Source organism: Gordonia sp. ABKF26, from assembly GCF_041103195.1.
In the GTDB taxonomy this organism is placed as follows: Bacteria; Actinomycetota; Actinomycetes; order Mycobacteriales; family Mycobacteriaceae; genus Gordonia; species Gordonia terrae.
Genome location: NZ_JBGCVZ010000003.1, coordinates 4,079,571 through 4,092,353, shown reverse-complemented (window position 1 = coordinate 4,092,353; position 12,783 = coordinate 4,079,571). Strand labels below are relative to the sequence as shown.

8 protein-coding genes are annotated in these 12,783 nt (G+C 70.5%); 5 read left to right on the top strand and 3 right to left on the bottom strand.

Annotated elements, in window-relative coordinates:
• Positions 1 to 56: 56 nt before the first annotated feature.
• The 3 genes from AB4Z55_RS18905 (at position 57) to AB4Z55_RS18895 (ending at position 3,465) form a co-directional block, all read left to right on the top strand.
• On the top strand, positions 57 to 1,460 hold the full coding sequence (locus AB4Z55_RS18905) for an NAD(P)H-quinone dehydrogenase (RefSeq protein ID WP_369520291.1): 1,404 nt from the start codon (positions 57 to 59) through the stop codon (positions 1,458 to 1,460).
• A 108-nt stretch (positions 1,461 to 1,568) separates the two neighbouring features.
• Positions 1,569 to 2,990 (top strand): hypothetical protein, encoded by a 1,422-nt coding sequence (locus AB4Z55_RS18900; RefSeq protein ID WP_369520290.1) that lies wholly within the window; start codon positions 1,569 to 1,571, stop codon positions 2,988 to 2,990.
• A gap of 34 nt (positions 2,991 to 3,024) precedes the next feature.
• Positions 3,025 to 3,465: a hypothetical protein gene (locus AB4Z55_RS18895; RefSeq protein WP_004021665.1), complete on the top strand. Its 441-nt coding sequence runs from the start codon at positions 3,025 to 3,027 to the stop codon at positions 3,463 to 3,465.
• Positions 3,466 to 3,478: 13 nt separating this feature from the next.
• Here the strand turns inward: AB4Z55_RS18895 and glpK are convergent, their stop codons facing one another.
• Positions 3,479 to 4,966 (bottom strand): glycerol kinase GlpK, encoded by a 1,488-nt coding sequence (gene glpK / locus AB4Z55_RS18890; protein WP_064571594.1) that lies wholly within the window; start codon positions 4,964 to 4,966, stop codon positions 3,479 to 3,481.
• A gap of 76 nt (positions 4,967 to 5,042) precedes the next feature.
• Between glpK and glpD the strand changes: the two genes are divergently transcribed.
• Together glpD and AB4Z55_RS18880 are read left to right on the top strand one after the other, a co-directional pair.
• Positions 5,043 to 6,785, top strand: a complete 1,743-nt coding sequence (gene glpD / locus AB4Z55_RS18885; RefSeq protein WP_004021663.1) for a glycerol-3-phosphate dehydrogenase — start codon at positions 5,043 to 5,045, stop codon at positions 6,783 to 6,785.
• A gap of 86 nt (positions 6,786 to 6,871) precedes the next feature.
• Complete coding sequence (locus AB4Z55_RS18880; RefSeq protein WP_369520289.1) at positions 6,872 to 7,294, top strand: pyridoxamine 5'-phosphate oxidase family protein; 423 nt, start codon at positions 6,872 to 6,874, stop codon at positions 7,292 to 7,294.
• Between the two features lie 16 nt (positions 7,295 to 7,310).
• Here AB4Z55_RS18880 and AB4Z55_RS18875 read toward each other — a convergent pair whose 3' ends face one another.
• Both AB4Z55_RS18875 and AB4Z55_RS18870 read right to left on the bottom strand, forming a co-directional pair.
• Positions 7,311 to 8,102, bottom strand: a complete 792-nt coding sequence (locus AB4Z55_RS18875; RefSeq protein WP_369520288.1) for a DNA-formamidopyrimidine glycosylase family protein — start codon at positions 8,100 to 8,102, stop codon at positions 7,311 to 7,313.
• Between the two features lie 8 nt (positions 8,103 to 8,110).
• The gene (locus AB4Z55_RS18870; protein WP_248645132.1) at positions 8,111 to 12,724 is read right to left on the bottom strand and encodes an ATP-dependent helicase; all 4,614 of its coding nucleotides are present in this window, start codon (positions 12,722 to 12,724) and stop codon (positions 8,111 to 8,113) included.
• Between the last annotated feature and the right edge of the window lie 59 nt (positions 12,725 to 12,783).

Below are 12,783 nucleotides of genomic sequence, written 5' to 3'. Positions count from 1 at the left end.
CGCCGCATCCCCACAAAGGATGGCGCGACGACCCGGCGTGGAGAACAGGAGTGACAGTGACCAGGATCGTCATCATCGGCGGTGGACCCGCGGGTTACGAGGCGGCGCTCGCGGCGGCCGCCTACGGCGCCGACATCACGGTGATCGATTCGGACGGGATCGGCGGTGCCTGCGTGTTGTGGGACTGCGTGCCGTCCAAGACCTTCATCGCGTCCACCGGCATCCGCACCGAGGTCCGGCGAGCTGTCGACCTGGGAATCAACATCAAGACCGACGACACCTCGGTCACGCTCCCGCAGATCCACCAGCGGGTCCGCGACCTCGCGTTCGCGCAGTCCGCGGACATCCGCTCACGGCTCATCAGCGAGGGAGTCAAGCTCGTCGCCGGTAGTGCGGTGCTCGACGAACGGCAGGTCGGCGTCTCGACACACAGCGTCGTCGCGACGCTGGCCGACGGGACCACCGAACGCTACAACGGCGACGTGGTGTTGTTGGCGACGGGAGCGTCGCCGCGCGTCCTGGACGACGCCCGGCCCGATGGCGAGCGCATCCTCACCTGGCGTCAGCTCTACGACCTCGAGGAACTGCCCGAACACCTCATCGTGATCGGCTCGGGCGTCACCGGCGCCGAGTTCGTCCACGCCTACACCGAACTGGGCGTGAAGGTGACGCTGGTGTCGAGCCGCGACCGGGTGCTCCCGCACGAGGACGAGGATGCGGCCCTGGTCCTCGAGGACGCGCTCGCCGAGCGTGGCGTCGAACTGGTCAAGCACGCCCGCGCCGACAAGGTAGAGCGTCACGGCGACTCGGTCACCGCGCACCTGGCCGACGGGTCGACCGTCACCGGCAGTCACGTGCTGATGACCGTCGGTTCGGTCCCGAACACCACCGACCTGGGGCTCGACCGCGCCGGCGTCGCCGTCGGCAAGGGCGGCTACATCGAGGTCGACCGGGTGTCCCGCACATCGGTCGCCGGGATCTATGCGGCGGGTGACTGCACCGGTCTGTTCCCGCTCGCCTCGGTGGCGGCCATGCAGGGCCGCATCGCGATGTATCACGCCCTCGGCGAGGGCGTGAGCCCGATCAAGCTGAAAACCGTTGCCTCCGCGATCTTCACACGCCCCGAGATCGCGACGGTGGGGGTGTCGCAGAACGCGATCGACACCGGCGAGTACCCGGCCCGCACCGTGATGCTGCCGTTGGCCACCAACCCGCGCGCCAAGATGAGCGGTCTTCGGCGGGGCTTCGTGAAGATCTTCTGCCGGCCGGCCACCGGCGTGGTCATCGGCGGCGTCGTGGTGGCACCGAATGCCTCCGAACTGATCCTGCCCATCGCCCTCGCGGTGCAGAACAAGCTCACGGTCGGCGACCTCGCGCAGACCTTCTCGGTGTACCCGTCGCTGACCGGGTCGATCACCGAGGCCGCGCGCCAGCTGGTGCGCCACGACGACTTGGACTGAGTCGGGCCTTCCGCTGTGCACAGGCGGTGCCGGTGTTCACCGCGGCCGGGGATGCCACGGTAGGGTCGGACGAATTCGTTCGTCCCGGCCAGCGACCAAGGGGGTGTCGTGACCTCGCCGGAGGAGTCCTACAACACCCACGGCAGCCGCAACGAGCGCATGTTCGACGGCGACCGCACGCAGTGGGCCGGTATGAGCATCGACGAGATCCTCGACGTCCTGAGCACCATGGAACCGGGACGTGCGAGTGGTGACGTCCAGACGATCCTGACGGCGATCGAGTCCGTCCGGCGAGCGGCCGAACGGATGCATGCGATGTTCGGCGACAGCATGCTGGGGCTGGCGTCCGACGCGGCGCTGGAAGCGGGCCGGTCGCTGTCCGCTGATCTGGCGGCGACGTCGGACACCGCGAGCCGGATCGGTGATGCGCTGACCGGCGCGACGGGCATCCTCGGGTCGGCGCGCGGCCAGGAGGGACGGCTGCGCGAGTTGCAGCAGCACATCCGGGACCACCCCGAGGACGCCCCCACGGTGCGGCATGAGGCCGATCGAACCATGACGGGCGCGTACTCGTCGCCGATGATCGGGCTGCAGCACTCTCTCCCGCACGATCCGTCCGGCGCGAACGGGGTCACCGGCGGCCTCGGGTCAGCAGCGGCCGGTGGGCCGTCCGGCACCGGGGGCTCTGGGTCGGATGCCGCGCGCGGCCAGGCGGGCAACACCGTGGATGCCGGTGACTTCGGCCGCCCGGCATCCTCCGGTGTGCCGGTGCCGGCCGGGGCGGCCGGGCCACCGCCGGGAGGTGGCGGCCCGGGTTCGTCGACGACGCCGACGGGTCCGGCCGGTCCGCCGTCGGGCCCCGCGGGACGCGGTGGCACCGATGGGTCCGACGGCCTCGTGCGTGGCGGTCGGGCGACCCCCGATTCGACGCCACGAGGTGCGGCGACCTCGGGATCGCATCGTGGCGTGGGCCCCGACGGGACCGGGGAGTCCGGTTCCCGCGGAGGCGCTCCGGGCAGCGGCGTCGGATCGGGTGTCCCCGCGTCGATGGCCACGCCCGCCGTCCTGACTCCCGGGGCGCTGCCACCACCGCTCTCGGCCCCGTCCGCCACTCCGACACCGGCGTCCCCGACGGCCGGCGCACCCACATCGGCAACCCCGGCCGGCCCGGTCGGCCAGCGCCCCGCGGGGATGCCACCCGCCGGCATGCCGGGTGGCGGCCGGCGCCCCGGGGCGGACGACGCCTCTCACCGCGCCGCGCCATACCTGCACAACCGGGAACACGGGGCGGAGATCGTCGGCGACATGCCGCTCGTGGGTCCGCCCGTCATCGGCGACTGGATCCGGCAGGCGTTCCCGACAGTCCCCGAACCGCGCCCGGCCGATCCCGGCGAGACCTCGTCCCCGCGGTCCGCCCCGCCCCGCGACGCCGATTCCCCTGACGGCAACGGCACTGCAGCGCAGCCGGTTTCGAACGACGACCGAACGACCGCGGACGGTCCGGTCCCCGCGAGACCGGAGCCGGTGTGATCCGGAAGTCCCGCAGGCGACGACGGGTGACACCGTGTTGAGGCGTGTCGACCGGCTGCCCGGCGGCGTCGCCCGACTCGTCGATGCGGTCCCGGACGAAGACCTCACCGCGTGTCTGCACCTCATCGTCGCCACCGTTCTGGATGTGACGGCGGTGTCGACGCCCGAGATCCGGGAGATCATCGGCCAGTGGCGTCGGCAGGGCGTTACGACGGCGGCGGGGATCGCCCGGCTCCGTCTCGTCGCGGCCCAGCACGACTTCGACGCGTTCGCGCATCAGCGCCGCGGCGACGTCGGCGCCCAGCGCGAGAGCTTCCGCCGCGCCCGCGCCGTCGATTGCGCGGTCGCCGCGATGTCGACGTCGGCCGCCGGCGAATCACCCCGCGACGCGCTCCGCGACACGGCATACGAGGCCGCGGCCGCGCTCGGCGGGAGTGCCGGCGTGGTCGCCGTCCTCGCCGACCACGTGGTGTGAGGGGCGGCTTCGGTCAGGTCAGGCCGAAGCTGTGCTCGACCGCCCGGTTCCACCCCGCATAGAGGCGGTCGCGTTCGTCCGCATCCATCCCCGGCTCCCACCGCTTGTCCTCGGCCCAGTTGGCGCGGATGTCGTCCTCGCTCTCCCAGAAACCCACTGCCAGCCCGGCCGCGTAGGCTGCGCCGAGGGCGGTCGTCTCGTTGACGACCGGGCGCACGACGGGGACGTCCAGGATGTCGGCCTGGAACTGCATGAGCAGTTCGTTCACCACCATCCCGCCGTCGACCTTCAGCGTCGACAGTTCCACCCCGGAGTCGGCCTGCATCGCCTCGATGACCTCACGCGTCTGGAAAGCGCTGGCCTCCAGCGCCGCCCGCGCGATGTGGCCCTTGTCGGCGAACCGGGTCAGACCCACGATGACGCCACGGGCGTCGGAGCGCCAGCGCGGTGCGAAGAGTCCGGAGAACGCCGGGACGAAGTAGACGCCGCCGTTGTCGTCGACCCCGCCGGCCAGTTTCTCGACCTCGGACGCCTGCGAGAACAGCCCGAGGTTGTCGCGCAGCCACTGGATGAGCGAACCGGTCACCGCGATCGAGCCCTCGAGTGCGTATCGTGCGGGCTGCTCGCCGATGCGGTAGCAGACGGTGGTGAGCAGTCCGTGCTCGCTGAAGACCGGCTCGGTGCCGGTGTTGAGGAGCAGGAAGTTGCCGGTCCCGTAGGTGTTCTTGGCCTCGCCGGGTTCCAGACAGGCCTGGCCGAAGGTCGCGGCCTGTTGGTCGCCGAGGATGCCGGCGAGCGGTACCCCGGGGAGGGGGCCGTTGCCCCGGAGGGCGCCGAAATCGCCTGAAGAACTCCTGATCTCGGGCAGCATGGCCATCGGGATGCCCATCTCGGCGCAGATGTCGGCGTCCCAGGTCTGGGTCCGCAGGTCCATCAACATGGTGCGCGATGCGTTGGTGACATCCGTGACGTGCCGGCCGCCGTCCACCCCGCCGGTCATGTTCCAGGCCATCCAGGAGTCCATTGTGCCGAAACACAATTCACCGTTCTCGGCGCGTTCGCGGAGGCCGTCGACGGAATCGAGGAGCCAGCGGGCCTTCGGGCCGGCGAAGTAGGTCGACAACGGCAGGCCGGTGCGATCGCGGAACCGGTCCATGCCGACATCTCCGGCCAGCTCGGTGCACAGATCATCGGTTCGCGTGTCCTGCCACACGATGGCGTTGTGCACCGGCTTGCCGGTGTCGCGCTCCCAGATCACGGTGGTCTCGCGCTGATTGGTGAGGCCGCAGGCGACGATGTCCTTCGCGGTCAGTTCGGCCGACGCGAGGGCAGCGGCGCCGACGCGCCGGGTGTTACGCCAGATCTCGGCGGCGTCGTGCTCGACCCAGCCCGCGCGCGGGAAGATCTGTTCGTGTTCGAGCTGCTCGACGCCGACGACGCGCCCCTTGTGATCGAAGATCATCGCCCGGGTCGAGGTGGTGCCCTGGTCGATCGCCGCCACGTATTTGCCTGACCTACCCACGCCGGACAGTGTCGCACGCTGTCCGACTCGCCGAGATCAATTAGGCTCGGCAACCATGAACACCGAGTTCAACCCGGACCGGCCGGCCGACATGGGGCCCCTCTACCGCGCCGAGGCGTGGCGGAGATTCGGGGAGGAGCAGTTCGACGTCGTGGTCATCGGCGGCGGCGTGGTGGGCGTCGGCGCCGCACTCGACGCGGCGACGCGCGGCCTGCGGGTGGCGCTCGTGGAGGCGCGCGACATCGCCTCGGGCACGTCGAGCCGGTCGTCGAAGATGTTCCACGGTGGGCTCCGTTATCTCGAGCAGCTCGAATTCGGGCTCGTGCGTGAGGCTCTGCGCGAACGCGAGTTGTCGCTGCGGTTCCTCGCCCCGCACCTGGTGAAGCCCCTGCCGTTCCTGTATCCGCTCACGCAACGTGTCTGGGAGCGGCCCTACGTCGGAGCCGGCATCTTCCTCTACGACCGGATGGGTGGCGCCAAGTCCGTTCCCGGACAACGGCATGTCACGCGATCGGGCGCGCTGCGCGTGGCGCCGGCACTCAAACGCAACTCGCTGATCGGCGGGATCCGGTACTACGACACGGTCGTCGACGACGCTCGCCACAGCCTCACGGTTGCCCGCACGGCGGCCAACTACGGGGCGGTCATCCGGACCTCCACCCAGGTGATCGGATTCCTGCGCGAGTCCGACCGCGTCCTCGGAGTCCGGGTGCGCGACACCGAGAACGGCGACGTCACGGAGATCCGTGCGCACTGTGTGATCAATGCCGCCGGGGTGTGGACCGACGAGGTGCAGGCGTTGTCCCGACAGCGCGGGCACTTCAAGGTCCGCGCCTCCAAAGGGGTGCACATCGTGGTGCCCCGCGATCGCATCGTCAGCGAGACCGCGATCATCCTGCGCACCGCCAACTCGGTGCTGTTCGTCATCCCGTGGGAGACGCACTGGATCATCGGTACCACCGACACCGACTGGAACCTCGACCTCGCGCATCCGGCCGCCACCCGCGCCGACATCGACTACATCCTCGAACGCGTCAACGAGGTCCTCGTGACCAAGCTGACCCACGACGACATCGAAGGTGTGTACGCAGGGTTGCGTCCGCTCCTCGCCGGTGAGGACGACGAGACCTCGAAGCTGTCGCGCGAGCACGCGGTCGCGACCGTTGCACCCGGTCTCGTGTCGATCGCGGGCGGCAAGTACACCACCTACCGGGTGATGGCCGCCGACGCCGTGGACGCCTGCAACGACTTCATCCCCACCCGCGTCGCGCCGTCGATCACCGAACGGGTCCCGCTGCTCGGCGCCGACGGCTACTTCGCGCTCATCAACCAGTGCGAGCACCTGGGGCAGCGTTTCGGCTTGCACCCGTATCGCATTCGGCGATTGCTCAACCGGTACGGCTCACTCATCGACGACGTGCTCTACTACGCCGACGGTGACAAGAGCCTGCTGCAGCCGCTCGCCGCGGCGCCGCAGTATCTGCGCGTCGAGGTGGTGTATGCGGCGGTCGACGAGGCGGCGCTGCATCTCGAAGACGTGCTCGCCCGCCGCACCCGTATCGCCATCGAGTACTCCCACCGCGGGGTCGACTGCGCCGACGAGGTGGCCGACCTGCTCGCGCCGTTGCTCGGCTGGACCACCGAGCAACGCGACTTCGAGGTCGCGACCTACATCGCGCGGGTGGAGGCCGAGGTGGCCTCCCAGCAGCAGCCCGATGACGACTCCGCCGACGCACTACGCGCCGCGGCCCCCGAGGCGCGCGCCGAGATCCTGGAGCCGGTGCCCGTTCCGAAGTGACGGCGGCCCGGTCAAGTCGGGACGTTGGCCTCTGTCGCTGCCCCTGATCGCGCGGCACGATCGGGGTGGGGGAGAAGGAGACGGTCATGGTCGACGAATCGGTTCGGGTACTCACCCCCGACGAGGCCTGGAAACTGTTGGGAGCCGCTGAGTTCGGCAGGCTCGCCCTGAGTGTCGACGGTCAGCCCGACATCTTCCCGGTGAACTTCCACGCGATCGACGGCCGCATCCTGCTGCGGTCCGGCGAGGGCACCAAATTGTCGGAGCTGGCGGTGAATTCGCGGGTGGCGTTCGAGACCGACGGACACACCGACGCCGACGGCTGGAGCGTGGTCGCCAAGGGGACGGCGCGGATCCTCGTGTCGTTCAACGAGATCGAGGCGGCCGACCAGCTTCCGCTGCGACCCTGGATCGCAACGATGAAGTACCACTACGTGGAGATCACGGTCGACTCGATCACGGCCCGCCGCTTCGAGTTCGGGCCCGAGCCCGAGCGCTACCCCGTGTGAGGGGGCCTCGGCCGCCTCAGATCTGACACCGGGGACACCAGTAGACCGAGCGCTCCCCGCCGGGGGATTCGAGTTCGCCGCGCTTCACCGGGGTCGCACAGCGCCGGCACAACCGACCGTGACGGCCGTACACCCACATCCGCGCGTTGGGTGAGGTGTTGCCCGTGGTGGTGCGCGCCGAGCGCATCCGGTTGGCCCACAGGAGACGCCGGCTGAGATCGACCACCGGGCCGAGATCCACCTCGCCCACCGGCCGGGTGGGGAGGACACGGCGGAGGAAGCAGATCTCACTGCGGAAGACGTTGCCGATCCCCGCGATGAGGCGTTGATCGAGGAGTGCCGACCCGATGGTCTCGTCGGGGTGCGCGGCGAGTCGCCGGATCGCCTCTTCACGATCGAAGTCGTCGGCGAGCAGGTCGGGACCGAGGTAGGCGAGCGCCGCGTCCGGGTCGGCGAGGAGTTCGAGGACCCCCAGGTCGAAACCCACGGCCTCGTGGTCGGCAGTTCGCAGGACCGCACGCGCTTGATAGGCGGGCCGCCGCCACCGTTGCCCGCGAGGATGAACGTGCCAGGCCCCCTCCATCTTCAGGTGCGAGTGGATGCTGACGGCGTCGCCGGCTCCCGGGCTGCTCTCGGCGACGTCGATCAGCAGATGTTTGCCCACCGAGCGCACCGCCGACACCTCCCGTCCGGAGAGATCCGCGGTCGCCAGTGACGGGATGCGGAAGTCCGACGACTTGAGCACGCGACCGGCGAGACCGGCCCGCAGACGCGCCGCGGCGGCGAAGACGGTGTCGCCCTCAGGCATCGCTCTCCTCAGGCATGATCACCGTAGCGTAGCCGGATGCCGCGCGGGGTCGTCGAGAACCCGGCTTCGACGAGCACCTTGCCGAAGTCGGTGGCGCGCACCGGCTCCGAGTCGATGTGATCGATCGTCAGGCGGGAGATCCGGCCGCGCCGAACCAGTGCGACCAGCGCCCCGGCCGCCGACTCCAGTCGCGGGATGGAATCGCTGAACGTGAGCAGCGTCTTGCCACCGCGCTCGACGAAGCACACGAGTTCGCCGTCGACGAGCACCACGAGCGCCCCCGGTTTGCGACCCGGGCGGTGTCCGGCCTCGGTGTCGCGGGACGGGGGCCAGTCCAACGCCGCACCGAAGGGGTTGGCCGGGTCGGTCGCGGCCAGCACTGTCGCCTCGCGGGGCGGTTTGCGATCGGGGAGTGCATGCCGACGCAGCTCGTCGACCGTGGCGGGCGAGGCGAACTGCGCCCCGCCGAGACCGTCGACGTAGTAGCCGCGGCGGACGTGTCCGTTGTCCTCGAAGACGGTGAGCGCCTTGTAGACCCGCGCGAATCCGCCGGTGACCTCTTCGGAGACGACGCTCCCGCGGGTGATCACGCCGTACCGGGTGAGCAGTTGGTCGCAGAGGCCCTGGGTGGCGATCGTCGGTTCGGTCGAGGGGTGGTCGAGGGCGAACCAGCGGCCGCTCGCGGTCGGGGACACCGGCGGTGACGTGGAGTGTTCGGTCAGGTACCGGGCGGACAGACGACCGGCGCGGAGGCGGGGCGCCCGCCCCCGTGCGCGATGAGCCGGGGCCGAGCGAGGGGCGGACGGGTTTCGTCGTGGCTGCAGGAGGGCCCGGACGGGCGCGAAGCTGTCGTTGCTGACCTGTCCCGCCCACACCAGGTCCCACAGGGCGGTCTCGATGTCGGCGGCAGGCGTCGTGGTGCCGGTGCTGATGTCGGCGGCGATCTGTGGGAAGCGCAGTGCGCCGCCGGGTTCGAGTGCGGCCGTGACCCCGTCGTGCACCGGGGTCGTGTCGATCTCGTCGGCGTCGGGCAGCGTGAGGACGGCTACGTCGGCCGGATGCAGCGCGACCCACCCGTCGGAGTTGCCGATCCGGCCGTGCCCCGACCAGATCACCTCGCCGGCGCTGAGCAGTTCGTCGAGCATCGGCGGCGCGTAGTCGGAGACCCGCGCGGGCAGGACCAGTGACTCCCATGCCGACGCCGGGAGCGGGAATCCGGCGAGCTGGTCGATGACGGTCGCGACCCCGTCCACGCCGCGCAATCGGGTCCCGGGCGAGGCGTGCTGCCAGTCGAGGAGGAAACGGGTGAGGACGTCGGTGCCGACCGGAGCGACCTCGGCGCGGCTCGCCGCGAGGGAGCCGCGTCGGATCTGCCCCAGCACGTCGGTGTGGCACCACTGGCCCTCCCGCGGAGTGGTGTCGCCACCCTCCGGCAGGAAATCGCCCTCGACGATGCGTCGTTCCGAGGCCAGGCGGTTCAGGGTGTCGCGCACGACCCCGGTCGCGATGCCCAGCGCCGCGGAGGCCTCGGGCACGGTGAACGGCCCGTGGGTACGGGCATACCGGCCGATCAGGTCCCCGACCGGATCGGGGACCGGTTCGAGAAAGGCCGCCGGGATACCCAGCGGTGCAGGGACTCCCAGCGCATCCCGCAACCGCGCGGTGTCGTCGATTGCGGCCCACAGCGCGCGCGAGTTGTGGTTCACCGAGATGATCTGGCCGCTGCGGTGCAGCTCGGCGAGGACATCGGTCGCCGGCTCGTCGCCGCGGTACCGGGCCTCGACCTCCTGGGTGGTGAGGGGTCCCAGCCACCGCAGCAGGTCGACGACATCCTCGGCGTCGCGGGCCTGGCGTTCGGGAGACAGGCGTTGGAGACGGGCGATCACGTCGGCGATGACGGCCGGATCGAGGAGTTCGCGGAGGTCGACGCGACCGAGGAGTTGTGCCAGCAGGCTGGTGTCGAGCGAGAGCGCGGCCGCCCGGCGCTCGGCGAGCGGGGCGTCGTCGGCGTACATGAACGCCCCGACGTAGCCGAACAACAACGATGCGGCGAACGGTGACGGGCTCTGTGTCTCGGTCTCCACGACCCGGATGCGGCGTGTGCGGATGCGGGTCAGCAGATCGAGGAGGGCGGGGAGGTCGTAGACGTCCTGCAGGCACTCGCGGACGGCCTCGAGCACGATCGGGAAGTCGGGGAACTTGGAGGCGACGGACAGCAGTTGGGCGCTGCGCTGGCGCTGCTGCCACAGCGGGGCACGCCGTCCGGGGTCGCGTCGCGGCAACAACAGTGCGCGAGCGGCGCATTCGCGGAACCGGGAGGCGAACATCGACGAGTCCGCGAGACCGTCGGTCACGAGCTGCTCGACCTCGTCCGGGTCGAGGAGGAACACGTCGGCGCCGGGCGGGGCGTCGTCGGTGTCGGGCATGCGCAGGATGATCCCGTCGTCGGAGGCCGTGGTGGCACCCTCGATGCCCAGGGTCTCCAGCAGGCGCTGCGAGATCGCGCTCGCCCAGGGTGCGTGGACACGTAAACCGTAGGGGGAGTGCAGGATCACCCGCCAGTCGCCGAGCTCGTCACGGAACCGCTCGACCACCAGGGTGCGGTCGGTGGGGAGGTGCCCGGTCGACTCCCGCTGCTCGGCGATGAGTGTCTCGAGGTTGGTGCGGGCGTTGTCGGTGAGGCCGAGGCGTTCGGCATGGTCGTCGAGCTTGCCGGGGTCGGCGATCGCACCGGTGAACGCACCGATCGCAGCGCCGAGTTCGGCGGGGCGTCCGATCGCGTCGCCGATCCAGAACGGCAACCGGCCCGGCTGACCGAACGCGGGGGAGACCAGGACGCGGTCGTGGGTGATGTCCTCGATCCGCCAGCTGGTCGCGCCGAGTGCGAAGACGTCGCCGACACGCGACTCGTAGACCATCTCCTCGTCGAGTTCGCCGACGCGCGTTGCCTTCTCGCCGACCATGAACACACCGAAGAGGCCGCGGTCGGGGATGGAACCGCCCGAGGTGACCGCGAGCCGCTGCGCTCCGCGCCGGCCGGTGATCACCCCGGCGTCGCGGTCCCAGTTCACCCGCGGGCGCAGTTCGGCGAACTCGTCCGACGGGAAACGACCCGCGATCAGGTCGAGGGTCGCGTCGAAGACGCCCCGGCCCAGTTCGCGATAGGGCGCCGCACGCCGGATCACCTCGTACCAGTGGTCGACCTCGAGGTCGTCGACCGCGGCGGCCGCGATGGTCTGCTGGGCGAGGATGTCGAGGGGATTCTGCGGGACCTTGATCTCCTCGATCGCCCCGTCGAGCATGCGGCTCACCGTCACGGTGCAGTGCAGGAGATCGGTGCGGTGCTTCGGGTACAGGATGCCCTGGCTGATCTCGCCGACCTGGTGGCCGGCGCGGCCGATGCGCTGCAGCCCGCTGGCCACCGACGGCGGGGACTCCACCTGGATCACGAGGTCGACCGCGCCCATGTCGATGCCGAGTTCGAGGGAGCTGGTCGCGACGACGCAGGACAGGCGCCCGGCCTTCAGGTCGTCCTCGATCTGGGCGCGCTGCTCCTTGCTGACCGAGCCGTGATGCGCGCGGGCCAGGACGGGTTCGGCGCCGGAGCTCGCGCCGCTGCCCATGACGAACGCGGGGGCGCCGCCGGCGACCGACGGATTGCCGGTCGGTTCGGCCGGCTGCCCGTGGCGTTCGGCGTGGATCTCGTTGAGCCGGGCGGTGAGTTTCTCGGCGAGGCGCCGGGAGTTGGCGAACACGATCGTCGCCCGGTTGGCCTCGATCTGGTCGACGATCGAGGCCTCGACGTACGGCCACAGCGACCCGGCGGTCGGGGAGAACGCGTCGTCGAGTGCGGCGGGGTCGGCATCGGACACCGGGGGTGGGATGTTGGCCATGTCCTCGACCGGGACATCGACGCGGAGGTCGAACGTCTTGTCGGCCTTGGGCTTGACCACCTGACACGGCGCGGCGCCGGACAGGAACCCCGCCACCACCTCCGGCGGCCGGACGGTCGCCGACAACCCGATCCGCTGCGCGGGCTTCTCGAGCAGCTCGTCGAGTCGTTCGAGGGTCAGCGCGAGGTGCGTACCGCGCTTGGTGGCGGCGACCGCGTGCACCTCGTCGACGATGACGGCCTGGACGCCGGTGAGGCTCTCTCGCGCTGCCGACGTGAGCATCAGATACAGCGACTCCGGCGTCGTGATCAGGATGTCGGGCGGTGTCTTGACCAGTGCGCGGCGGTCCGCGGCGGAGGTGTCACCGGACCGGACGCCGACGGTGATGTTCGGTTCGGGAAGGTTGAGCTCCTGAGCCGCCCGCGTGATGCCGGTCAGCGGGGCCCGCAGGTTGCGTTCGACGTCGACGGCCAATGCCTTGAGCGGCGAGATGTAGAGGACCTTGGTGCCGGCGGGCCGCGAGTCCGGGTCGGCGGCGAGGCGGTCGAGGGCCCACAGGAACGCGGCGAGGGTCTTGCCCGATCCGGTGGGGGCGATGACCAAGGTGTGCGAGCCGTCGGCGATCGACGTCCACGCACCCTTCTGCGCGGCGGTGGGAGCGGTGAAGGCGCCGGAGAACCACCGTCGGGTGGGGGCGGTGAAGCGGTCGAGCACCGAAGCGCGGGGCATCTCTCCACTATGTCTCACGCGTACGACAGAACGCGGTATAGAGTCATCCCACGCCTGTG

Bases quoted from the DNA above. Each gene is read 5' to 3' on its own strand.
- glpD (WP_004021663.1), top strand. From the start codon at position 5,043: ATGAACACCGAGTTCAACCCGGACCGGCCGGCCGACATGGGGCCCCTC.
- AB4Z55_RS18880 (WP_369520289.1), top strand. From the start codon at position 6,872: ATGGTCGACGAATCGGTTCGGGTACTCACCCCCGACGAGGCCTGGAAA.
- AB4Z55_RS18875 (WP_369520288.1), bottom strand. From the start codon at position 8,102: ATGCCTGAGGGCGACACCGTCTTCGCCGCCGCGGCGCGTCTGCGGGCC.
- AB4Z55_RS18870 (WP_248645132.1), bottom strand. From the start codon at position 12,724: ATGCCCCGCGCTTCGGTGCTCGACCGCTTCACCGCCCCCACCCGACGG.